This window comes from Alginatibacterium sediminis (assembly GCF_003610775.1).
Taxonomy (GTDB): domain Bacteria; phylum Pseudomonadota; class Gammaproteobacteria; order Enterobacterales; family Celerinatantimonadaceae; genus Alginatibacterium; species Alginatibacterium sediminis.
The window spans coordinates 98,367-122,870 of sequence record NZ_RAQO01000010.1 but is presented as its reverse complement, the minus strand read 5'-3'; the positions used below and the strand labels follow the sequence as shown (position 1 = coordinate 122,870).

The following is a 24,504-nucleotide window of genomic DNA, read 5'->3' as shown; positions in this document are numbered from 1 at the left end:
CATAATAATAACGGCGAAACCGATGGCTGATTGGAACGTTGCTGATGTTTTAAATATAGTGGTTAAGTCTTTCATGGTGGAACCTCGTATGTAGTTGATGGAGCTACTATAGAATGGTTCCGGTTACGGCATAATCTGTAAAATTACTAGTCGGTACAGGAAATTTTACCTATCAATAACTAGGGCTTACCTGATGGGAAACACGATGTTCCCAGCTCAATCAATTGATCTCGTCAAATTTTATTGTGGACAAAAGCTGACACCGACTAACGACACCGTTATTACTTGCTCTTTATCAGGCGGGCGCCTGATTTCTACCCGATCTACAAATTATATAATTAGCTTAGTGACTAAGTAACTTGTCTCATCGTTAAAACGGTGTCTCTATTTAAATTAGTAATTGCGATGCTTTTCATGATCTAAGTAATTATTAAAACGACTAAAGAGCAACTAACGAATAGGGTTAGGGTTAGTTTTTGTTAGTAGATTTAAAGCGCCAAGCATTTTCTAGTGATGTGTTGATACCGAACTGCGACAATAATTAGGGCATAAGGTCTTTAAAGAACTGTTTAAGAGATGTTTGTTTACTAAATTACTACGGCCTCTAAGGTGCTTTGATTAGTTCTAGTTCTTGGCCGTTCTGTTTTACAGTCGCAAAAAAGTTGTGGTTTTAATAGCATATTTTAAAGATAAATGTTCGCTTTCAGCTTGGGGACTAAGCTATTGCTCTTAAGCTACTTTTCTTAAGCAAATAAGCCCTTGCTCATGCTGCTGTTGCACTATTCGTTTAGTCATATTCGCGCAGCGACCACAATTACTTGCAACGCCAAGCTCTCGTTTTATTTGTCCAAAGCTCACAATCCCTTGCGCAACACAGGCTTTGATTTGAGAGTCAGTTATCGCATTACATACACAAACATACATCTTAGAATTACTCGTTTCGCACCACACAAGCTAATAGTAGTGCGAATCATTGTCATTTGCAATCGTTAGATACTAACTATTAGGTTCATACTGGATTATCAATATCGACAAATTCGACATCTAACTTGTAGTTTTCGCTTAACCAATGACCAAGCGCTTGAACACCATAACGTTCGGTAGCATGATGACCTGCAGCAAAATAGTCAATTCCCATTTCGCGCGCGGTATGCACTGTATTTTCAGAAATTTCTCCGCTGATAAACGCATCCAAGCCTTGTTCAGCTGCCAATTGAATATAGCTTTGCCCGCCCCCAGTACAAATTCCTACTTTTTTGATCACACGGTTTCCACCACTGATATGCAGCGGTTTTCGCCCCAAAACGGTCTCAATACGTGTACTCAGCGTTTCAGGTGCAATAGCTTCTTCAAACTGTCCAACCATCGCAACACTGCGTTTATCCCAAGGCTCTAAACCTCGCTTCAACTCAATCCCCAAGCGCTGAGCCAACTGCGCGTTGTTACCAAGTTCGGGATGAATATCTAGCGGTAGATGGTAAGCCAGTAGGTTGATTTCATTGGTGAGCAGTGATTGTATACGCTTGCGTTTCATACCCGTTATTTGCGCAGCTTCGTTTTTCCAAAAAAAACCATGGTGGACTAAGATTGCATCCGCATTGCGTTCAATTGCGATATCAATCAGTGCTTGGCAAGCGGTTACACCGGTGATGACTTTGTGAGTGTCGGCGCGCCCTTCGACTTGAAGACCATTGGGGCAATAGTCTTTTATGGCTGGGGATTCCAAAAGTGCGTTGAGTACGTTATGCAGTTTTTCGGTTTTCATGGGTTGGCTTTTGGCTAAACAAGATAAGCCAATATTAACGCATCAGTACGCGGATAAATAGTTAGAGAATTGAATTGTCTTTAAGTGTCACAACATAGCCTGGATGGCTATATTGTGTTAACAACCAAATTTAGAACCAAAGCGTTGATTGCTGTTTTTCACTTTGTTGCAACCAAAGCGGGGTCGAGGAACTAGGGCTCCACTGACGATACAATTGACTGTAAAAAGCACTGCGCTGACCTTTAACACTAACCCATGGGAAGGCAAGCACACCCAACAACACGAGGCCTAAACGACGAAAAAACAATGCAATATCGGAATTAAATTTCATATCAAACCCACCAGTGCCAACAATTGGTTTAATAATACTCAATCCGGTGTTTTTTAACCACACTTTAATGCGCAACATCACAAAAAAAGCCCATCGATGCTAAATTATTGTAAATATAAAACAACAATTCAACATATGGGCATTTTTCAGGTATTCGTCTTTACGAATATTATTTAGGTGCGTCCTCTGGAGAGTACTCACGCATCATAGATTCGGCTTTGTCGACCATATCACTACTTCCGCAAAAAAATGGTACCCGCTGATGAAGCTCCTGAGGTTCAATATCCATAATTCGCGTAAAACCATCGCTTGCCTTGCCACCGGCTTGCTCTGCCAAAAACGCCATAGGGTTACATTCGTACAACAAGCGCAGTTTACCGGTAGGTGCTGATGCAGTTGAGGGGTAGATATAGATCCCGCCTTTTAATAAGTTACGGTGGAAGTCAGAAACTAATGAGCCGATATAACGAGATGTATATGGACGTTGAGTCGGCGGATCGATTTCTTGGCAAAACTTCAGATACTTTTTAACCCCTTGCGGAAATTTTAAGTAGTTACCTTCGTTAATCGAGTACATGCTGCCGGCTTTAGGTAAGCTCATATTTTCATGGGATAAGTAAAACACGCCTAGTGAAGGATCGCAGGTGAAACCATGCACGCCATGTCCAGTGGTATAAACCAGCATGGTTGATGAGCCATAAACAACATAACCCGCGGCCACTTGCTCACGTCCTGGCTGTAAGAAATCACGTTCCTGAACAGATTCACCTTGCTCACTAATCCGCCGGTAAATTGAGAAAATAGTACCGACTGAGACATTCACATCAATATTTGATGAGCCGTCAAGAGGGTCAATCAAAACCACATATTTGCTGTTCTTACCACGCTCACTATCAAAAGCAACGAATTCGTCTTCTTCTTCACTGGCAATACCACACACTTCGCCACGCGCTTCAAGTGCCGCTTTAAATTTTTCGTTCGCGTATAGATCTAGCTTTTGTTGCACTTCACCTTGGACATTTTCAAGCCCTGTTGAACCAATGATATCAACTAAGCCAGCTTTATTAATCTCGCGGTTTACCACTTTAGATGCAAGACGAATTGCGCCTAGCAACTGAGTCAATTCTCCAGTGGCCTCCGGGAACTGATGTTGTTTCTCAATGATGTATTCACCAAGAGTAATCATGTATCGCTTCCTTTGTGAGGGGGTGTCTTATTATCGTTAAATATTACAAGCCTATTTATTAGACCAGATTTGCATAAAAAAAACACACAAATTGCTTGCAATCGTGAACAATAAAAAATACTGTATATCCATACACTGTATAAACAAACAGTAAACGGAGTCATATATGTCTGTCGCATTAAAACATCAAACTATTAAACCTAAAGCCGTCCAAGATAAAAAGTCGACTTTAGACCAATTGTTGCAACAGCAAAGCCTATGGAAAGGCCAACAGTGGTCCCAACAAACCAAGCAAGGTCAAAGTAGCGGCTACGCTCAACTCGATAATCAGCTACCGTCGAAGGGTTGGCCTAAAAGTACTTTGAATGAGGTTTTGACCCGTCAATCAGGCCAAGGCGAACTACAACTATTAATGCCCGCTTTAGCGAAAGTATCTCAGCAACAACGTTGGATCATTTTCATTGCTCCGCCATTTATGCCTTATGCTCCGGCATTAGAGCAATACGGTGTTGATAGCTCTAAAGTTTTGGTGATTCGTAGCGAGCACGTTAAAGATAGTTTATGGGCTTTAGAGCAAGCCCTAAAGTCTGGTCATTGCAGTGCCGTATTAGCTTGGGTTGATAAAGCTGATAACAAAGCAACTAGACGCCTGCAACTTGCAGCAGAAGCTAGTGACTGCCTTAGTTTTTTGTTCCGCCCAGACAATGTCGCCCAAGAATCAAGCCATGCTGGTATGCGTATCCGTATTGAAGCGAGCAGCGACCCACAGCAGCTCAATTATGACTTACTTAAACGTCGTGGCGCTTGGCCATTGGCACAGCAAAGTCTAAAACTTCAATCACCCTTAGCTCCTCTACATTGAAATTTAACCGTACCGAGGCCTTGCTCTGTAATGGCAAGGCCGTCGCTGTAATGCGCTACTAGTTATACTATGTCCTGGTTATACCTCTATTTATGCCAACCCGACTTGGCTGCTCGTTGTCAGCAGCTTGATCCCGCTGTAGCCTATGCTGTGCACCATGATCAGCAGGTGCTTCAGTTTAATCAAAATGCCCAAAACAACGGCCTTAAAAACAACATGAAACTAGCAACAGCGTTTCATCTGCAACCTAATTTGCAATTATTTGAACAAGACAAACAACTTCGACTTGAACACCAATTCAATTTGGCCCAACAGCTATTAGACTTTTCGCCACAAGTCGCTCAAGACCAAGAGCAAGGTTTTTTTGTCAATCTAGAAGGTATGCAGAACATCTATCAGGATGTACAAGCGCAACAACAAAGCTTATTTGATTTTTGCGCTGGGCAAGGCTTCGATTTCTGCTTAGCCATAGATAAAACGCCTTTAGCCGCGCGCTGGCAAGCGCGCCAACACGCGCAAGTTAACCAACAGCAGCAAGCTAAAAAACCCTTAAGTCATCGTCAGCTACACCTTGTCAACTGCGACTTAGAGCCGTCGCATATCAACAAACTTGCGGCGATGGGTATTTACAATCTTGAACAATACCAACAACTACCGCGTCCAGAATTACGCAAACGACTCAGCCAAAGTGCCTTGACCTATATGCAACAGGTTTTAGGGCAATTAAGTACCCCTATGCTGTTTGTCGAAACCAAGCAGCAATTTATTCGAAAGTTTGAACTGTTACACGAGATCAGTTATTCACAAGGGCTTTGCTTCCCATTAAATCAAGCTTTTGAGCAGCTGCAACAATGGCTAATTCAATCCCAACTGCAATGCAGCCATCTTCGCATTGAACTCAATGCCCGTGAACATGGCGCGCAACATATTGACCTGCGCAGCGCTCAAGCTCAGCAGGCCAGCCAAAGCTGGCATACGCTTTTACGTCTAAAACTGGACAATTTTCGACTCAATCAAGCCGTTATTCGATTTCAAGTTGAGGCTTTAGATTTGATTCCTGTAGGCCAACAATCACAAGACCTGTTCGGCACAAAGCATAATAGCCCCGACTTAGACTTACTAGATCGCTTACAAAACCGCTTAGGACCAGATGCAGTGCTGCAGCTCGGTTTGAACAGCGACCACCGCCCCGAGAGAAGCGGCGTATTACAAGCTTACGGCCAAAGCTTAACAAGTGCCCCACTGCCTCAATTTAGGCGCCCTTTATGGTTATTACCACAGGTCAAGGCGCTTAATATTCATCACTATCGGCTGCTTAGTGAAGTTGAACGGATAGTTTGTGCTTGGTGGGATACCCCCTCGGTGCAACGCGATTATTACCTCGCACAACATCGTCAGCACCATGGTTTGGCTTGGATTTTTCAGGAACTACGCTCCCCAGGTCGCTGGTTTCTACATGGTTGGTTTTCTTAAATATACTATCGCTAGGTCACATCTATGTTTGCAGAACTTAATGCACGCAGTAATTTTTCGTTTCTGTTTGGAGCGTCTCATCCACATGAATTGGTAAATCGGGCAAAGCAGCTTGATTATCAAGCTATCGCCATCACTGACGAATGCAGTTTATCTGGAGTAGTTCGCGCCTATCAGGCCTGCCAAGAGTCGCAATTAAAGTTAATTGTAGGTAGCGAGTTTAAACTTAACCAACACGGCAGTTTTGTATTGCTAGTGACCAGCCAACTAGCCTACCAACAATTATGTGCATTAATCACGCTTGCCCGGCGCCGTAGTGGTAAAGGCAGCTATAGCATCGAGCTTGAAGATCTACGTATAGCCAATCAGTGTTTATGCTTATGGGCTGCGCCTGCTCAGCCTAGTTTGCAAAGCTTGGCGTTTATAAAACAGAATCAAAGCCGTTGTTTCATGCTCCTTGGTGAAACCCTAAACCAACCACAACAAGGGCTTAGCAATCAACGAAGACTAGCTCAAGAACTAGGGATCGAATGCCTCGCTTCAACCCAGGCGCGCATGCACCATGCCAGTCGTAAACCACTTGCGGATGTCTTGGACGCCATTCGAAATCATACCACGGTACAAGCGGCCGGACAGATCCTACAAAGCAATGCCGAGCAACGTTTACTTCCATTAAGCACTCTTGAACAACGCTTTCACCCTCAGGAAATTGAGTTAAGCCTCAAGCTGAGCCAGCGTTGTCAGTTTTGTCTGAGCGAGTTGAAATATCAATACCCTGACGATCTGGTGCCCGAAGGGGAAGATGCCAGCGATTATCTTCGAAAACTTGTCAGCGAGGGAGCAGCTAAGCGCTACCCAAATGCCATACCTAGCGCCGTCCAAGCCCAACTAAAACACGAATTAGAGCTAATTGACGAGATGCAGTACTGTCATTACTTTCTTACCATTTTTGATATTGTACGCTTTGCCAAGCAGCGCGAGATTTTGTGCCAAGGGCGCGGATCGGCAGCCAATTCCGTGGTGTGTTATTGCTTAGGTATCACCGAAGTTGATCCAACCAAAGTCAATTTATTGTTTGAGCGTTTTATCTCTCGAGAGCGCAACGAGCCCCCCGACATAGATGTCGACTTTGAACACCAGCGCCGTGAAGAAGTGATTCAATACATCTACCAAAAATACGGGCGTGAACGCGCCGCTTTGGCCGCTACCATAATCAGTTATCGCAGTCGCAGCGCACTACGGCAAGTTGCTAAAGCGCTAGCCATCGAAGAGCATCGGGTTGTTCAATTACTCAGTGAGATTGACTGGCGTGACAAAAGTACAAGCTGTTATCAAAAAATAGTCGCGAGCCAGGCAGTCGCGATAAGTATTCGAGAGCGTTATGCAAGTTTAGTTGAGCAGCTAATTGGCTTTCCTCGGCATCTTTCGCAGCATGTTGGCGGCTTTGTTATCGCTAAAACAAGCTTAAGTCACTTGGTTCCAGTTGAAAACGCAGCCATGGTTGATCGAACCATTATTCAATGGGACAAAGATGATCTAGAGGCGCTACACCTAATGAAAGTCGACATTTTAGCTTTAGGCATGCTCAGTGCTATTCGCCGCTGTTTGGCATTAATGAGTGAGCGAGACCACAAAACCTATCAACTCAGCGATATTCCGCGAGAAGACAGCAAAACATATGACATGTTGTGCGAGGGTGACAGTGTCGGTGTATTCCAAATCGAGTCGAGAGCTCAAATTAACATGCTGCCACGCTTAAGACCGCGCAACTACTACGATTTGGTGATAGAAGTAGCCATCGTAAGACCAGGTCCGATCCAAGGCGATATGGTTCATCCTTTTTTGCGGCGGCGTCAAAAATTGGAAGCCGTTGATTACCCCTCAGATTCGGTTAAATCGGTTCTTGAACGCACCCTCGGCGTGCCTATTTTCCAAGAGCAAGTCATAAAAATAGCCATGGTTGCAGCCAACTTTAGTGGTGGAGAAGCCGATGAACTTCGACGTGCGATGGCAAGTTGGAAACGCAATGGCAAGCTTGATTATTTTAAGCACAAATTGTTAGACGGTATGCTTAATAATGGCTATGAACTAGAATTTGCCGAGCGGTTATTTTCACAAATCCAAGGCTTCGGCGAATACGGATTTCCTGAATCACATGCTGCAAGCTTTGCTTTACTGGTCTACATTTCTTCGTGGCTCAAATGCCATGAACCGGCTGCATTTTGTTGCGCCCTACTCAATAGTCAACCCATGGGTTTCTATTCACCAAGCCAGTTATTGCAAGATGCTAAGCGCCACGGCGTGGAGATCCTACCGGTCGATATTAATTACAGTCACTGGGACAGTAGCCTCGTACATCGTCAACCCAGAGGTGCACAACAAGCAAGTAGCGCTATTCGCTTAGGAATTCGTTTGGTGAAAGGCTTACATCGAGAAAAGTTTATAGCCCTTCTAGAACAACGACCCGAACGTGGCTTTGTTGACTTGGAATTACTAAAAAGACATTTGGATGCCACCAGTCTTGAGTCTCTAGCATCCGCCGATGCCTTACTCTCGTTAGCCGGGAACCGTCATCAAGCCCGATGGCAAATGGCAGGTTATGAGCCCCCTTTAGTGATAGGCGCAGACATCATTGAGCAAGCCGTTGAGTTAAGCGCGCCCAAGGAAGTAGAATCAGTGCTACAAGATTATCGAACTACGGGTCTTAGCCTACGTCGCCACCCCATGGCTATATTGCGAGCGCATCCAAAACTAAAAAATTATCGTAATAGTCAGCAATTATTTCAGGGTAAGCACGGTCAATTGGTTAAGGTTGCTGGTTTGGTCGTTGGCCGACAGCGACCGGGATCTTCAGCTGACGTCACATTCGTTACCCTAGAAGATGAAACCGGGAATATCAATGTGGTAGTCTGGAGCGCAACAGCTAAGGCTCAACGCAGTACCTTAATTAATGCAAAACTAATGATGGTGCACGGCGTTTTAGAGCGTGAAGCCAAAGTGATTCATATTATCGCTGGAAAACTCATCGACAACTCCAATTTACTCGAAAAGCTAAATTTACCTTCTCGAGATTTTCGCTAACAAGGACCGCATGCATGTTAGACCGTTATGCAATCGAAGTGATTCGAGCGCCGCTACACCACAGTGCCAAAGTACTAAACAAGTTTTCAATACGTCCAAATCAAGTCACCCTCGCCGGTTTTGCATTAGGGTTATCAGTCTTACCAGCGCTTGCGTTTGAGCACTACGGATTGGCTTTAATCATTATTTTGCTCAATCGGATAATGGACGGCCTAGACGGAGCATTGGCTAGGATCCAAGGGCCTAGTGACTTTGGCGGCTATCTCGATATTGTTTGCGATTTTATTTTCTATTCAGCAGTAGTACTGGGGTTTGCGCTTGCAGATCCACAAGCCAATTCCTTGGCGTCAGCAACACTCATCTTTTGCTTCATGGGCACCGGCTCAAGCTTTTTAGCTTATGCAGTAATGGCCGCTAAGCGTAATATCGAGAACCCGATTTACCCGCATAAATCCTTGTATTATTTAGGTGGTCTCACGGAAGGCAGTGAAACTATCGCTGTGTTTGTGATTTTTTGCCTATTACCCAATTACTTCGCACCCATTGCGCTTGGATTTGGTGCACTTTGTGTGATTACCACTGTCACTCGAATTCTAAGTGCAAAAGCTACGTTCCAAGCTCAGCAGGTCTAGCTAAAAATCCGCCGACGGTTCAATTCTGTCGGCGTAAGCAGCTTGTGTTTAACATAAAATTAACTTACACCAAGTAAAAACTCGAACTAAACGCCCCAATTGATGCTCACCCATGTAGGCTCGCGAGCTCAAGCCACAATCAAACCAAGTAATTCATGACCCAGCGCACATAATCCAACCTATAAACAAGCGATTAGACTAAAGATTAATACTCGGACTGTTATGGCTTTGTTAACGTTGAGTAGCTAGAGCTCAATTGGTCATGTTGTTGTATCAGTTTGAACATGAACAAACGATATACCCAATGCTCATCTGGTTTTAACATTTTTTTTACATACTACATGTATTGCAATACTCGGTATTGCGTGGAGACAATCATGGAAGAGAAGCAAACATATTGGCAAGAAAATCTGCGCTTAATATTTACCTGCCTCGTAATATGGTTCGTAGTTTCATTCGGCTTTGGTCTACTACTTGTAGAACCACTGAATGCAATTCGCATCGGCGGGTATAAATTGGGATTTTGGTTCGCACAGCAGGGATCGATTTATACCTTTGTCGCGCTAATATTTTGGTATACCGCCAAAATGAACAAGCTTGACAAAAAATATGAAGACAAGGAGTAAGGAATGGACCAGCTAAAACTCTATACCTATATCGCGGTATTTGGCTCGTTTGGCGTATACTTCGCGATTGCTTGGTGGGCTAGAGCGTCCTCAACTAGCGATTTCTATGTAGCCGGTGGTGGTGTAACACCGTTGCAAAACGGTATGGCAATTGGTGCCGACTGGATGAGTGCTGCGTCGTTTATTTCGATGGCAGGCTTGATTGCATTTTTAGGCTATGGTGGCTCAGTCTTCTTAATGGGCTGGACCGGCGGTTATGTGTTACTAGCTATGCTACTTGCGCCATATATGCGTAAGCACGGTAAGTTCACAGTGCCCGAGTTTATCTCTGATCGCTACTACTCCAAAACAGCACGTATTGTGGCTGTTGTTTGTTTAATCATCGCTTCATTGACCTACATTATTGGTCAGATGAAAGGTGTTGGTGTTGCTTTCTCACGCTTCCTTGAAGTTGACTATGACCTAGGCTTATACATCGGTATGGGTGTGGTTTGGGTTTACGCTGTACTTGGTGGTATGAAGGGTATTACTTACACGCAGATTGCTCAATATTGTGTACTAATTTTTGCTTATACAATCCCAGCTGTCTTTATCTCGCTTCAACTGACGGGCAACCCTATCCCACAAATTGGTTTGGGTAGTACTTTAGCTGATGGTAGTGGCGTTTACCTACTTGATAAGCTTGATATGGTTGTTACTGACCTAGGCTTTAAAGAGTACACCACAGATAACTTGGGCGGCACACTTAACATGTTTGCTTATACCATGTCTCTGATGATTGGTACCGCAGGTTTACCTCACGTTATTATGCGCTTCTTCACTGTACCAACCGTACAAGCTGCACGTTCATCAGCCGGTTACGCGCTAGTGTTCATTGCAATTTTGTACACAGTTGCTCCAGCGGTAGGTGCAATGGCACGTTTCAATCTAATGAACACTATTGAGCCAGCACCAGGTGAAAACCTAGTTTATGCTGAGCGTCCACAATGGTTCAAAGATTGGGAAAAAACAGGTCTACTTAAGTTTGAAGACAAAAACGGTGATGGCAAAGTTCAATACGTAGCTGATGCAGCAACCAATGAAATGGTTAAAGTTGACCGTGACATTATGGTACTTGCTAACCCTGCGATTGCTAACTTACCTAACTGGGTTATTGCCTTGGTTGCTGCCGGTGGTTTAGCCGCGGCCCTATCAACAGCCGCAGGTTTGCTGCTCGCGATATCCTCATCGATATCACATGATTTGATGAAAGGTGTACTCACCCCTGACTTGTCCGATAAGAACGAGTTACTTGCCGGTCGGATTGTAATGACAATTGCCATTATGGTATCCGGTTACCTTGGTTTGAATCCGCCTGGATTTGCCGCTGGTACGGTGGCGCTAGCCTTTGGTTTGGCAGCCTCATCAATATTCCCAGCACTTATGATGGGTATATTCTCAAGAACAATGAGTGGTCCAGCTGCTATCGCGGGTATGTGTTCAGGTATTGGTGTAACGATGTTGTATGTATTCCAACACAAAGGCATCATGTTTATTCCTGGAACGTCATTCCTAGGTGGCATGGAACCAAATTGGTTCTTAGGTATTTCACCTAACGCATTTGGTGTTGTTGGTGCTCTAGTTAACTTTGGTGTAGCGTTCCTCGTACTCAAAGCTACTGGCCCAGCTCCTGCTGAAATTCAAGACCTTGTTGATAACATGCGCAGCCCAATTGGTTCAACTAGTGAAGCTCACAGTCACTAAGCGAAACAATTAACTAAAACGATAAAGGCTCCCTAATCCGGAGCCTTTTTACCTTAAGAGCACTGCGCAACAATCTCAATCAAGTCAATTGCAGATTATTAACACCATAGCCATTTAATTTTAGTCTGAGTAAATGACCCTAGCAGATAAATAAAGTAAGCTTGAAGCACGAAACTGAGTAATGAATTAGTATACTATTAACATTCATCCATAAAAGATGTAGGAAACGTTAAGCTCATGAATCGCCATACAAAAGTAGCCTTAATGGTTGCCCCCTTTTTAATACTTGGTGGTTACATTGCCGCTGAGTTCTATCTCGATTATCAAGCTAAGCAAGAACGTATATATGTAATGAAGCCACTTGGTCATTGTGACGTAATCAATCAGAAATGTGTGCTTGAATCCGGTGAGTTTCAAATTAATGTAAGTGACAAAGACGGGGTTACTGAAATTAATTCAACCTTCCCTCTTGATACGGCAACCCTATTTTTGGTTGATAGTACTGACAAGGCCACTCCGTATCCATTGGGTATGCAGCAAAGCCCATACTATTGGCAAAGTCCTACTGAACTGCGTGCTCTAGCCCCAAACCCAGGTGATAGCTATAAATTACGCATTATTGCCACGATAAAAGGTGGCCGGTATCTCGGCGAGTTTTATACCCAAGCCATTGGTCCTGAATAATTCCCAAAGCGGTTAACATGATGCGTAGGCTTGTCTTACGCATCGTTATCGTTTTCGTTTACAATTTTCCTTCGGCACTATTCTGTTTTTACTCGCCCAACAGTTTCACCGGGTTTAATCTCGCGCAATATTTTGGCCGGGTTTCCAGCAACTAACACTCCAGCAGGTACATCTTTGGTCACGATAGAGCCCGCAGCTATCACGGCACCATCACCAATACTTACCCCAGCTAATACCACTGCGTGGCCTCCTATCCAAACATCATTACCAATACTAATCGGTGCAGGATAATCAATACGTACGTCCTTACCCCGCTCGTCTTGATGGGTAAAGCGTAATTCAGGGCTTAAAGCGTGATTAATAGAAAATAGGCTGACGTTGGGCGCTATCATCACTCGGTCACCGATGGTAACTTTTGCCGAGTTAACCAAGGTGAAATTACTATTAATGAACACATCGTCGCCAATAAATACTGTATCGCCATAATCGACAGTCAGTGGCGGCGAGATTTCGACATTTCTGCCCACCCTTTCAAACAATTGGAGAGCTATCGCAACGCGTTGATCCTCTTGTTCTGGGGGGAGTTGATTGAAGCGATAAGTCAATTGACGGGTACGTAGGCGCCTAGCCTTTAAATCATCATCCCAAACATTAAAAGGATAACCATCAATCATACGTTCAAATTCAGTCTTCATTTGTACTCCTTTTAATACTAGTCCAAACCATACGCAACTATTTAGTATCGCTAAAGAAAAAACCTTGCTCGTTGATAGCTTCTCTAAGCTTTGTCACAAATAGTTGGTCTAATCGAAACTATCGGACGTAAGCTAATTTGAACTTGCAACCATTAAAGAGTAGATTGCGAGTTACATCTTGTTAACAAGTGGGTGTGTCATGATAAAACTAAAAACGCTATTAGGAAGTTTAATACTACTGACGCTGCTTAGCGGCTGCGCTGAAGGCTGGCTATACAAAAACCCTCGCTTTGTCGTTGCTTGGTATATCGATGACTATGTAGACCTTAATAAGCAACAGCAACAGATGTTGAATGAGCAACTCAATGCACTACAACTATGGCATCAAAACCAAGAACTTCCTTTATACATTGACCACCTAAGCGAACTTGAAACGTGGTCACAGCAAGGAATACAAAGCAGCGATGTAATCCAGCATGGGCAACGCTTCAATCAGCATTGGCACCGTTTTGTTGAACGAATTGCACCCAAATTATATGCATTAGGACTTAGCTTAAGCCCGCAACAACACGCCGAATTATTCGCAAACATTAATGCTAAATACCAAGAACGTGAAGCCGAATATCTAGAACAAACTCAGCAGCAACGTCAGGAAGAAAACTACGACAAAATTGTCGAACAGGCTCAAAAGTGGATGGGTGAACTAAATTCCCAACAACTAGAAGAAATAGAGCGATTACAAAGTCAGTTGCGACCAACCCAGCACGCCTGGATGACTTTTCGAAAACAGCGCACACAAGCTCTAGAAAAACTACTGCAACAAGCATATTCAAGTGAGAACCAGCAACAGTTCATTCAACTGATGATATATGATGAGTCCAAGCTTAGCCCGCAATTACAAGCCGATCTGGCTTTTAACCGAACGCAATGGCAGCAAAGTATTACTGCGGTTATCCAAGCAGCTAAACCTGAACAGCGCCAGCATTTAAAAGAGCAGTTTGCGATTTGGCGAGAGCGTTTCGAAGACTGGGTTAGCTAAGCCTAAATCGTCGGCTTAGCTTTCGCTTTAAACTGCTGTTTATAGGCGTGGTTTGAACTCCAGCCCGCTTGGAGCTTATTCACAAGCTTGAGGTTTTTCTATGCCGTAGCCTTGTAAATAATCTACACCGATTTCTTGTAGCACTTTAATAATGTCATCATTCTCAACAAATTCGGCTACAGTTTTCATGCTCATCATCTTGGCAATCGAATGAATCGCTTCAACTATAGCCCTATCACTTGAGTCGCTAACTATATTGCGGATCAAACTACCATCAATTTTCAAGTAGTCGACAGGCAAGTTTTTTAAATACCCAAAAGATGATGCCCCACTGCCAAAATCATCAATAGCAAATTTTATACCTAGGGATTTCATCTCAGATATAAACTCTTGCGCTTTACCAAGCTGCGAAATTGCCGCCGTCTCGGTGATCTCAAAGCATATTAATTCGGGGCTTACCGTTGATTGAGTCAGTAACCGCTTGACCTCTGATACAAAATTCTCGTTACTAAGACTCATACCCGAAAGATTAATAGAAACCTGAGTATTTCCCTGAGGGAAGAAATCATCATAGCGGTTTAACACCGTGCTTAAGACCCATTGGTCAATCAGTGTGATAACACTATGTTTCTCTGCCGCCGGAATAAATAAACCAGGTGCGATGATTTTTCCTTGTTCGTCGCGATAACGAATGAGCATTTCGTAATGGCTTTGATTCTTGTGCATAGAATCGCTGGATTTAATTAGCTGCTTCACTAAGTAAAATTGATTTTGTTCAATTGCTTGGGCTACGTTGGCAATATAGCCCATTTGCAATTGTTCATCATACAAATCGTCACTATCCAAATTCGCAATATAAACTCGGCCTCTGCCAAGATCCTTCGCCCTATAACAACACAAGTCAGCTTTACTAAGCAGCTCCGTAACGCTGAGTTCTCCGGTAACGGGTACCATGCCAATGCTAATTCCCACGTTGAACAAACGCTGGTTCCAGTGAAAACGGTATGCATTAATTTCTTCAATTATCTCTTCGCAAAGGCTTTGTGCTTGAGCCTGACTTTGATCAAGGATGATCAGACCAAACTCGTCCCCGCCTAGTCGCCCCAGAACGCCGTGCTCGCCAATAGTTTTTTCAATGAGCTGGGCTATTTCAGCCAGCATAGCGTCTCCAACTAGGTGTCCAGCGGTATCATTTACCAGTTTAAAGCGGTCCAAATCCAGAAAGCAGATATAACAAGATCCACTTCGAGAGTCCTGCTCAACATGGGCTTTTAAACGACTATTAAAACTGTAGCGATTAATTAAGCCTGTCAGTTCATCATAATTAGCTTGGTAGGCCAGTTTTTGGGACAACAAATGCTCATGGGTAATATTTTTGCTAATGCCTCGGTAACCTTGAAACGCGCCTAGCTTGTCAAAGATGGCTTTACCATTAATCACGAAAATATTGATGTCTTTAGTTGGCAGTCTTACTTTAAGAATAAAGTTATTTAGTGGTTTTTGTGCCGCTAAGGCTGACTCATACTTGCCCCACTCAAAATCAATCCTTGGGTTTCGCTTACAAAGCTGATCTAATGTTTTCCCCAGTATGTTGGAAATTTCAGTACCATAAAATAAAGAGGAATCTCCTGACATATAACTAAAACGATTATTTGGGTCCATTTCCCAAAAGATGTTTGCACCAGCATGCGCCAAATCGCGATATCGGGCCTCATTTTCTTCCAGAATAGTGCGATTTTTATTGCCGCGACGAATAACTTCAATCAACAAGACGATAATCAACAGAGAAATTACAAAGGCAGCGGTAACCAATCGAACCATTAATTTGTATTTTTGATAGAAGCTTTCTTCTCGATTTATTATACGGCTACCATCCGGTAAACCTTGCTCTAAAAGTTGGTATTGCTGTAGTTTTTCCCAGTTAAACACCCATTGGCTTTGAGCAATAGTTATGGGCTCAATATCCTCAACCGGAACTCCAGATAACAAACGTTTTAATAGCTCTGCTGCTTGCTGAGCATGTTGATGAGCATCTAGCTCATCAGCGCCTAAAGCCCCATGAGGGAGCGTAGAGATTGCAATTGTATATATAGGGTTTTTGGTCCACTTCACTAGCTGATCTGTGCCTTGATCCCAACTTAAAAGTGCATTGTTGCGCGCCGGACTGGTCATTTGCCCTATGAGTAATATTGGAATGTCGCGATCAAATTCGCTAAATTCTTTGACGATATCTTGGTCAATTAGTTCATCAAATATAAATACATTGCTAGGCGCATCAGGACTGTCAAAAACGGCTTCGGCTTTAGCAAGGTTGGCTTGGCCGGTAGCGGTTTTATCTACGACTAAGATTAGATTGTCATTGCCAGTATGCTGTTTAATATCGGTGATAGTGCCTGCGATATTACGGTTCTCAAAGATCCCTGTCATATTAGGGCTATTAAGAACCTCATCGGTGACTCGGTTTATGCCTAAATAGATGATAGGTACCGACTCAAAAAACACCTTACGATTTTCACGAATCAAGTTAAAAGCAGGATCATCCGAAATAACAATGCCATCTAAATTAGTTGCGGAATACTTATGTAACAAATAAGACAAAAAGCTTTCGGAGTATTCGCCGTTTGGATATCTTTTTGCATCCATATATTCATGAAATAGCCGTACTTGGGGATTGTCCGAAAACGAATCATCCAATCCCCGTTTCAGATTGCCTGTCCAAAAGTGCTCTTGGTGATAGCTATGTATCACGAGTACATTCTTATTTTCGGCATACGCATGGCTAGTTAAACTTGTAAATAACATCCAAGTCATAAACAAAACAAAAATATTTCTAAACAAAATCCCTTTCAATATAGACAAAACGGTTCCCTATCTTACTGATATTAAAGTAGTAGATCTTCTTTGTGCATTACCCTTTCCTATATTAGCATTCTAGCATCCAATAACGATTGTGGTGAACCCTATCTTTGTTTAACCCACTAACGACAGAGCATCTGCAATTATTCTATGCTGAATAAAGTTCATTCAATCCAAATAATTATGCATAGCGATATTAAACTCAGTATACTGCGCACGCCTATTTATCGACTGCAAAACACTAGGAGTAGCTCGTGACTTCAAAACCTGGGATCCGCCTTAACAAATTTATCAGTGACTCTGGTTATAGCTCGCGTCGCGAAGCCGACAAGCTTATAGAGAACCAACTGGTTACAATCAATGGTAAGATTCCAGAATTAGGCACCAAAGTTCAGCCCGGTGATGAAGTTAAAGTTCGCGGTAAACGGATAGGATCGAGCGCCAGCAATAAATCTGACCGGGTATACATTGCCTACAACAAGCCCGTTGGGATAACTTGTACAACAGAACGTGATGTACGGGGCAATATCATTGACGCCATAAAGCACAAGCAGCGCATCTTCCCCATCGGTCGCTTAGATAAACCATCTGAGGGCTTGATTTTTTTGACCAGCGACGGAGATATCGTCAACAAAATACTTCGCGCGGGAAACGACCACGAGAAGGAATACCTTGTTACTGTCGACAAACCGATTAGTGAGCGTTTTATCCAGCGTATGGGTCGCGGGGTGCCAATTTTAGATACCATTACTAAACCGTGTAAAGTTACCGTTCAAAGTCGCTTCGTGTTTAAGATTATTTTGACTCAAGGGCTAAATCGTCAAATCAGACGTATGTGCGAGCATTTAGGTTACGAAGTACAAAAGCTTAAGCGTACCCGGATTATGAATGTTGAACTCGGTAATCTTAGGTCAGGGCAATGGCGAGATCTAACGACGGCAGAGATGAAGCAAATTAACAATGCCGTACGCCATTCAAATAAACACTTTGAGTGATGACTAGCCCCTGAGGTTGATAAAATTAAAGTGGGTTCTAACCCAAATTATCGAAGCGTACCGGACAAAGCTTGCAATCTTTGCTTAATTTCTCTACCGTTGCGCAAAATTCAAAGCTCAAATTGAGCTTAAGCATGCGAGAAATATAAATGAATGTCATCCAAGTTCCAGTATTGAATCAACCCGAAGCAAAAAGCCATCACAAAGCACGCCACCTAAAAAAAATGGCGATAGGCCCTTTTGCTCAAACATGCATAGAAGTTCGCTTTGAAGCAGATATTGAACAATTTGATAGCCTTGACGATGCACTTGGTCAACTTCAAGAAAGCCAAGGTTGGGACCTATTCGTTGCCTACTTCAACAATCAATTCCATGCTGCTGTTTATTTTTATACTGAACAAGCAACGTTAGATAGTATTTTAGAACCGCTAATGGCCGTTGTTACCAATAAGCTTGGTGATATTGAAGTGAGTCTACTCGCTGGCGATGCCAACTATGGTGATTGGGATAGTGTTTACGAGTAAGCCTAATTGAAAGAGGGCTTGGTGAGCCAAGCCCTAAATGAAGCTCATGTTATGGATGAATATGAGCTTCCATTTCTGCCCCAATTTTTTTCCGCATATCCATCAATCTAATAGCGCTGTCGCGCATTTCTATATCAATTTCCGACGTCGGTACCCACTCTGGAATTTCAGTCGGCTTGCCATTACTGTCTACCGCCACCATAACAAGCACACAGTGAGTGGTTAAACTACGTGTAGACTCTTTTGGATCGCCTGCTTTCACATCAACACCAAGGTGCATAGAGCTGCGGCCGGTATAAATAACTTTAGCTGATACTTCAACGATATTCCCGACATGAATAGGCTGAACAAAACGAATACCACCAGCATAAGCTGTAATGCAGTACTTTCCGCTCCATGCTGCCGCGCAAGCATAACCAGCTAAATCAATCCACTTCATTACCGCGCCGCCATGAACTTTTCCACCAAAATTCACATCGGCTGGTTCAGCTAAAAACCGTAAAGTTAACTCTCTTTGTAGTCCTGCCACATTATTCCCTTGATTCAAACTGTGCGATTATTGAAGGCATACTAACGCGAGAGTCCAAGATCCGTCCATCTCGAATTGGAGAATCCGTTTCTATAACTTGCCAATTCTTCTGATACTTATCACGAATCAAACAGACTAACTCATAAAATGAGATACCTGGATTCCCATTGAGATGATAAATTCCTGGTTCATGTTGTTGCGGGATCTGATAGATGTATTGGGCGGTATCGCCAATAAAAGAAGTCGCCAAAATCCATTGCGAACTGGCTTCTATTTTTCCTTGTTCGAGCTGGGTCCTCTCAAGAAAACTTAGAATATTGTTCCCATCAAAGTTCTCCCCTAACTGCCAGCCTAAACGTAAAATATAAGCTTTCGGGTGACGAGCACTAATGCCTTGCTCTAACTCAATTTTGTAGCGGCCGTATTCACTATAGGCGTTCGCTTCATGCTCTAGTGTATAGGGTCCATTGCTATGATCGCTAAACACTGACTCAGTACTGGTAAATATAAAACTACAATTGCATTCAAATGCAAGCTGCGCTAAATCCAACTGCCATTGCACCGGACCGGTAGCCAAGTGATAAATTGTGCTTATGTTACGGGATTGCAGCAAATCTCGAATTTGCTCTGTCTTATCGACATCAATTTGATTGCGGTCTAGGTAAACAGGCGCGTAACCGAGTCCCTGTAATACCTTGGTTAAATAAGGGGCTATGGTGCCATTTCCCCCAGTTATCAAAACTTTTTCCATACACTCTCATCCCTAAAATCAGCGTAAAGTAATTTTTCGCTAATTGAAGAATAGCGATACAAGCCTGTTTGATCTTTCTTCTCACTAATTTTAGTTTTAAGCTAACACAACTAAGGCCAGACCAGTAAACTAATGGCCTTTATGCCTATTGTTTCGTATTTCCTTAAAGATAAAACAATCTAACAATCATGCATCTTAGGACGTTTGATAATCTCCTTTTTCAAGCATATAAATTGCATGGTTGAGTAAATCACCGTTGATGAGTTCAGCCTTCAACGCTATGGTTTTAAAATCAAAGCCTAAGCGCTGCGCCACCGCCCGACTAGGGATATTGTGTTCCGCTGCATTGATCTGAATCCAATCCAAGTTTAATTCTTCAAATCCATATTGAATTAAGCGCTTTGCCGCGCTGGTAACTATCCCTTTACCTTGGAATTTAGAGCACAGCCAATAGCCAATTTGCGCCGACTTAAGCGCTTGATCTATTTCATTAAAACTGATATTTCCGACCAATTCGTTTTGATAGATCATGGCGCATGTTAGCGATTTTCCATCGGCGTAATCACGCAGAGAGTTTTGAACAAAGCGTTCAAAGAATGCTTGGTTGAGCGTCAGACTTGGCCAAGCTAGCCATTGCTTTAAGTAATCGAGGTCCTCGCTCACTAATTGCAGGTAAATCTCAGCAAAGCTAGATTGTACCAATGCCAATTTTAATTGCTCATCAACTTGCAAACAAAACATCAAATCACTCCTTTGATTCTGTAACCAGCAATAGATGCAAATAAAAAAACGCGTTCAATCCATGAACACCTTGAGTTATTGGCCATGCTTTTGTCTAACTACTGCAAGTTTAGTGTACTACCCATTAGAAGTGTCGCCGCAACATTCCTAGCCGTGCGTTGCAAGTTTGAATGCGCTTCACTTAAGACTTGATCTAGCTGCTGAGGGCTGCGCACAGTACCAAACACGCAATCAATTTTGCTGTACAAATCATCAACCTCAGTCCCCAAAGAGCCTGCAATCCCAATCACAGGGATACCTAGGTTTTGGGCACGTTTTGCGATCCCATAGGGTGTTTTCCCTTGCAGCGTCTGATTATCCATTTGGCCTTCGCCAGTAATGACTAAATCTGCATCTTGTAAAAGAGCATCAGCATCCAAACTATCAAGCACCATATCAATCCCGGACTTCAGTTCGACTGTAAATGCTAAAGCTAATCCAAGAGCTGCCCCCCCTGCAGCACCAAAGCCTTTAGTTGAACCATGGTGGCAACCCAACACTTGATGCGCAAGGTTAGCGAAGTTTTCGAGACCCATATCAAGTGCCGAGACTTGCTCTGGAGTGGCACCTTTTTGAGGTCCAAAGACAAACGCGGCCCCCTCTTCACCACACAAAGGATTTGCGACATCACAAGCAATAATAAACTCAACATCTTTGCAGCGCTGATTCAAATTACTCACATCTATTGATGCCAATTGGTTCAACGCTAAGCCACCAGGTTCAATTTCCTGTCCCTGAGCGTCTTTTAGACTTGCGCCTAAGGCTTGTAAAATGCCAGCGCCACCATCAGTTGTTGCGCTTCCACCTAAACCCAAAAGTATTCGCTTTACACCATGATCCAAGGCCGATTGAATAAGTTCACCGGTGCCAAAACTTGAAGCTGTCGTCGCCATCCGTTCTTGCTTCGGGATTAAATCGAGACCCGAAGCCGCCGCAATCTCAATTAAAGCCGTTTGGCCATCATCGAGTAGCGCCCACATAGCGTGCACTGGTTTGCCTTGCGGGCCTTGAACCCAATTATACATCGCTTGGCCTTGCAGGCCTTCTAGTAAGACCTCAACCGTACCTTCGCCCCCATCAGCAAGTGGTAATAGATAATAACTAGCATTGGGGAAAATCTGACGAAATCCAGACTCGATAGCGCTAGCCACGGCGGCTGCGCTGAGAGACTCTTTAAAAGAGTCGGGAGCAATCACTATTTTCATATTAGACCTTTGCGCCCCAAGCACTTGAGGCGCGTTGATTCAAGAGTTTAAAATTGCGCTTTAAACGTTTTTGCTTGGCAAGGTGCTATCGTACCAAAACTACCCGCTTGTTGCTTCTCTTGTTCAAGTGGTTTTTCATCTAAACCTGTTGCTGTCCAATCACTTAGTGAATGACTAAAACGAATATCATCGTGCAATGCGTGAGTTTCACTAGGGTTATATACCCGAATGATTAGCGCATCCTCATCTTCCGCTTTTTTGAGCACACTCAGGACTGCACCCGGCGCATCTTTATTAAGCAAACTAAAGCTCATAGGAACGCTGCGTTTTCCAACATTCAGTTTCATCGCATTATAAGGAATTTTGTTATAGCAATGGATAGGCGTGACATAGTCTCGTGCCGCGGCCATAACCTTAGCTTCAATATGATTGCCATTGAATCCATTTAAACTAAACTCACAAACTAGTTTTCCGCGCATTTGTGAATCAGGCGTAGGAATTTTTATCCCTGAAGGGCGACCTGGACGAGTCAATAGCTCTTCCTTGCCTAGAACTCCAATCGAGCGGAATAAGGTTAATGCCAAGGTGTCTTTGTCTTGGTTTTTCTGACTTGAAATTACTTCAAACTCTCTGAGTCCATTGGTGAATACAGCCATACCTCCAATGTCGTTTTCAAGCGCTGCAAAATTCATAAGCTGGTAAATTGGTACCGGTGCTTCTTTCCAGCCATCACGCTCCCAATTTTGCATTTCTGCATCATCAACGGGACGAGTGATACAGCCAAATTGGTTATCAGCAACAACGGTTTTACTTATAAAAGGTGTCGGTATTAGCACTCGAACTCGATGATCGTCGGCTTGATTATCAAGCTCAATGCGCACTTCAATACGTCTAGAATCGGTTTTCAAAACAACTTGCGCTTGCACATCTACATAAGCACTACGAACTTTATCTTGGCGCTCTTGCAAGTTTAGCGGCACCGGCATACGAGTTTGTATGTGTGCAATACTTTGTAAGGCTTGATGCTCTACACGTGTTTCAACAGTATTGTCACTTGAATACAGCAACCACTCATGTCGAGACGGTGAATAATCGTACTCATCGCCATCATCCGAACCTTCCTCTAGTTTGAGCACTTGTTCGTAACTATGGCCGGATTCTTTGTCATGGATATTTAGTGTACCGTTGGCATTGATATCAATACGGTAAAAACAATTCTCGAGAACGTCATCTTTGGTTTCAACTGTCAGTAAGTTACCTTGAGCCTGTGCTTGAATGTGCAGCGTTTTGAAACCCATTGCAGGAACACTTTGTTTGATCTGAATATCAAATTCCATGAAGGGGTCATAGTTTCCGTAGTGCACAATTTGACGATCTACTTTACCAGGGTCAATTTCACGCTTGTCGCTAATAAAATAGTCAACCGTTTGGTCATTCTCATCAACGATTGAGAACTCTTGAGCCCGAATTGTGATCGTTGTGTTGATCACTTCCGTGCGTTCATATGGCGATAAATTAAACATCGCTAATTTGTCACACCCCTCACGATTTGGCATGTGATCTACAATTTTTCTTTTATAGAAATGAATGAGGTTGGTGGCCATATCATCAGCAAGAACGTAACGGTTTAGAATTTCAGCATGTACTTTATCGCTACAACAACATCCGATGCTGTCGTGGGCATGGTTTTTCATGCTTTCTTTCCACATTTTCTCGATCAAACCGTGGTGGTACTCGAATCCCAAGGTCCAAGCTATCGATGCTAATGGTTCTAAGATATTAACGATTTTGTTTTCTATTTCCGCGTGGATCAGCTTGATATCCATACGCGTTGAACTGATGCTGCGGTGGACGCGCATATATTTACCATCGTTGAATTCACCTTTGATGGTATCTAGCTCGCTGCTCATCGCCTCTATTTTTTCAAATACATCTTCAAAGCGGCTCATATGAAACTCACGATCAGGGTAAACTTCGCGTAGTTTTTCCATCACTTCAAAAATATTGTCTTGAATTGGCATTTGGTCGTGACCATTCGGTAACAAAATATCCTTGGTCACACTTGCCTTTTCTAAAACGGGAAGATATTTGTCTAAACGTGCCCGCAAGCCGGCTTCATCTTCTGGCAGATACTTACCAATAGCGTACCCCAAAGGTAAAACCTGAGAGGTCACTTGACTACCGTCATTACTTTGCCACAAAAACTCAGTTTTGTTGGTGCCGTGACGCTCAGAACAACCTCGCCAGAACATGGCGCGATCGATGCCAAAACCATTGTAGATCATGGGCAATTGCGAACTCATGCTAAACGAGTCCGGTAAATAACCAATTTTCATGGCATCACCAAATTCCATACAATCACGAATGCCGTACATCATATTACGTACAATCGATTCACCAGACACTTGCATGGTATCGGTTTGAGAATACCAGGGACCAATAATGAGACGGCCAGCTTCAACCAAAGACTTAACTCTCTGTTTATGTTCTGGTTTAATAGCAAAGTAATCTTCAAGAACAGCTGTTTGTCCGTCTAATACATAATATTTGTAGTCTGGATCGTTTTCCAGACGTTGCATAATTTCTTCCATGTTGTTCACCAATAAAATCCGAGATTCTTCGGTGGTGAAATACCATTCACGGTCCCAGTGCATGTGCGGAGTAATATGAACGCGAGATGTAGTCATTGTGAGTACCTGATAATGAATTCGCTGATGCGAAAGAAAAAATTATATAAACCTATTCAC

Annotated in this window: 21 protein-coding genes; 10 read left to right on the top strand and 11 right to left on the bottom strand. The window is 43.2% G+C overall.

Annotated elements, in window-relative coordinates; all coding sequences use genetic code 11:
• Nucleotides 1-729 precede the first annotated feature (729 nt).
• The 4 genes from DBZ36_RS18555 to fbp form a co-directional block, all read right to left on the bottom strand.
• Nucleotides 730-924 (bottom strand): (2Fe-2S)-binding protein, encoded by a 195-nt coding sequence (locus DBZ36_RS18555; RefSeq protein ID WP_120356481.1) that lies wholly within the window; start codon nucleotides 922-924, stop codon nucleotides 730-732.
• Between the two features lie 85 nt (nucleotides 925-1,009).
• Complete coding sequence (locus DBZ36_RS18550; RefSeq protein ID WP_120356480.1) at nucleotides 1,010-1,765, bottom strand: Nif3-like dinuclear metal center hexameric protein; 756 nt, start codon at nucleotides 1,763-1,765, stop codon at nucleotides 1,010-1,012.
• A 130-nt stretch (nucleotides 1,766-1,895) separates the two neighbouring features.
• Nucleotides 1,896-2,174 carry a DUF2517 family protein gene (locus DBZ36_RS18545; RefSeq protein WP_199711927.1) on the bottom strand — a complete coding sequence of 93 codons (279 nt, stop codon included), beginning with the start codon at nucleotides 2,172-2,174 and terminating at the stop codon, nucleotides 1,896-1,898.
• Nucleotides 2,175-2,265: 91 nt separating this feature from the next.
• Nucleotides 2,266-3,282, bottom strand: a complete 1,017-nt coding sequence (gene fbp / locus DBZ36_RS18540) for a class 1 fructose-bisphosphatase (protein WP_120356479.1) — start codon at nucleotides 3,280-3,282, stop codon at nucleotides 2,266-2,268.
• A 166-nt stretch (nucleotides 3,283-3,448) separates the two neighbouring features.
• On the opposite strand from fbp, the gene imuA reads away from it, so the two are divergent.
• The 7 genes from imuA to DBZ36_RS18505 all read left to right on the top strand — a co-directional run bounded on the left by imuA (nucleotide 3,449) and on the right by DBZ36_RS18505 (nucleotide 12,383).
• Nucleotides 3,449-4,144, top strand: a complete 696-nt coding sequence (gene imuA, locus DBZ36_RS18535) for a translesion DNA synthesis-associated protein ImuA (protein ID WP_120356478.1) — start codon at nucleotides 3,449-3,451, stop codon at nucleotides 4,142-4,144.
• Between the two features lie 69 nt (nucleotides 4,145-4,213).
• The gene (locus DBZ36_RS18530) at nucleotides 4,214-5,617 is read left to right on the top strand and encodes a Y-family DNA polymerase (protein ID WP_120356477.1); all 1,404 of its coding nucleotides are present in this window, start codon (nucleotides 4,214-4,216) and stop codon (nucleotides 5,615-5,617) included.
• A gap of 24 nt (nucleotides 5,618-5,641) precedes the next feature.
• Nucleotides 5,642-8,698, top strand: a complete 3,057-nt coding sequence (locus tag DBZ36_RS18525; RefSeq protein WP_120356476.1) for an error-prone DNA polymerase — start codon at nucleotides 5,642-5,644, stop codon at nucleotides 8,696-8,698.
• Nucleotides 8,699-8,712: 14 nt separating this feature from the next.
• Complete coding sequence (locus DBZ36_RS18520) at nucleotides 8,713-9,330, top strand: CDP-alcohol phosphatidyltransferase family protein (RefSeq protein ID WP_120356475.1); 618 nt, start codon at nucleotides 8,713-8,715, stop codon at nucleotides 9,328-9,330.
• Between the two features lie 377 nt (nucleotides 9,331-9,707).
• Entirely contained in the window at nucleotides 9,708-9,956 is a 249-nt protein-coding gene (locus DBZ36_RS18515) for a DUF4212 domain-containing protein (RefSeq protein WP_120356474.1), read from the top strand.
• 3 nt (nucleotides 9,957-9,959) lie between these two features.
• On the top strand, nucleotides 9,960-11,699 hold the full coding sequence (locus tag DBZ36_RS18510) for a sodium:solute symporter family protein (RefSeq protein ID WP_120356473.1): 1,740 nt from the start codon (nucleotides 9,960-9,962) through the stop codon (nucleotides 11,697-11,699).
• A gap of 237 nt (nucleotides 11,700-11,936) precedes the next feature.
• Nucleotides 11,937-12,383, top strand: a complete 447-nt coding sequence (locus DBZ36_RS18505; RefSeq protein ID WP_120356472.1) for a hypothetical protein — start codon at nucleotides 11,937-11,939, stop codon at nucleotides 12,381-12,383.
• Between the two features lie 77 nt (nucleotides 12,384-12,460).
• Here DBZ36_RS18505 and DBZ36_RS20780 read toward each other — a convergent pair whose 3' ends face one another.
• Nucleotides 12,461-13,078 carry a sugar O-acetyltransferase gene (locus DBZ36_RS20780; protein ID WP_325049135.1) on the bottom strand — a complete coding sequence of 206 codons (618 nt, stop codon included), beginning with the start codon at nucleotides 13,076-13,078 and terminating at the stop codon, nucleotides 12,461-12,463.
• 199 nt (nucleotides 13,079-13,277) lie between these two features.
• Between DBZ36_RS20780 and DBZ36_RS18495 the strand changes: the two genes are divergently transcribed.
• Complete coding sequence (locus DBZ36_RS18495) at nucleotides 13,278-14,117, top strand: DUF6279 family lipoprotein (protein ID WP_120356471.1); 840 nt, start codon at nucleotides 13,278-13,280, stop codon at nucleotides 14,115-14,117.
• 75 nt (nucleotides 14,118-14,192) lie between these two features.
• Here the strand turns inward: DBZ36_RS18495 and DBZ36_RS20635 are convergent, their stop codons facing one another.
• Nucleotides 14,193-16,976 (bottom strand): EAL domain-containing protein, encoded by a 2,784-nt coding sequence (locus tag DBZ36_RS20635; protein WP_199711926.1) that lies wholly within the window; start codon nucleotides 16,974-16,976, stop codon nucleotides 14,193-14,195.
• A gap of 251 nt (nucleotides 16,977-17,227) precedes the next feature.
• Here DBZ36_RS20635 and rluF point away from each other — a divergent pair, with 251 nt between their 5' ends.
• Together rluF and DBZ36_RS18480 are read left to right on the top strand one after the other, a co-directional pair.
• Complete coding sequence (rluF, locus tag DBZ36_RS18485) at nucleotides 17,228-17,968, top strand: 23S rRNA pseudouridine(2604) synthase RluF (protein WP_120356470.1); 741 nt, start codon at nucleotides 17,228-17,230, stop codon at nucleotides 17,966-17,968.
• Nucleotides 17,969-18,117: 149 nt separating this feature from the next.
• Nucleotides 18,118-18,492, top strand: coding sequence for a hypothetical protein (locus tag DBZ36_RS18480; RefSeq protein ID WP_120356469.1), 375 nt, complete (start codon nucleotides 18,118-18,120; stop codon nucleotides 18,490-18,492).
• A 49-nt stretch (nucleotides 18,493-18,541) separates the two neighbouring features.
• Here DBZ36_RS18480 and DBZ36_RS18475 read toward each other — a convergent pair whose 3' ends face one another.
• From DBZ36_RS18475 to mngB, 5 genes are all read right to left on the bottom strand, one after another.
• On the bottom strand, nucleotides 18,542-19,021 hold the full coding sequence (locus tag DBZ36_RS18475; protein WP_120356468.1) for an acyl-CoA thioesterase: 480 nt from the start codon (nucleotides 19,019-19,021) through the stop codon (nucleotides 18,542-18,544).
• Nucleotide 19,022: 1 nt separating this feature from the next.
• The gene (locus DBZ36_RS18470) at nucleotides 19,023-19,772 is read right to left on the bottom strand and encodes a sugar nucleotide-binding protein (protein WP_120356467.1); all 750 of its coding nucleotides are present in this window, start codon (nucleotides 19,770-19,772) and stop codon (nucleotides 19,023-19,025) included.
• Between the two features lie 195 nt (nucleotides 19,773-19,967).
• Nucleotides 19,968-20,513 carry a GNAT family N-acetyltransferase gene (locus tag DBZ36_RS18465; protein WP_120356466.1) on the bottom strand — a complete coding sequence of 182 codons (546 nt, stop codon included), beginning with the start codon at nucleotides 20,511-20,513 and terminating at the stop codon, nucleotides 19,968-19,970.
• Between the two features lie 98 nt (nucleotides 20,514-20,611).
• Nucleotides 20,612-21,757 (bottom strand): glycerate kinase, encoded by a 1,146-nt coding sequence (locus DBZ36_RS18460; protein ID WP_120356465.1) that lies wholly within the window; start codon nucleotides 21,755-21,757, stop codon nucleotides 20,612-20,614.
• 47 nt (nucleotides 21,758-21,804) lie between these two features.
• A complete protein-coding gene (gene mngB / locus DBZ36_RS18455) occupies nucleotides 21,805-24,444 on the bottom strand; it encodes a mannosylglycerate hydrolase (RefSeq protein ID WP_120356464.1) in 2,640 nt (879 codons plus the stop codon).
• Nucleotides 24,445-24,504 lie beyond the last annotated feature (60 nt).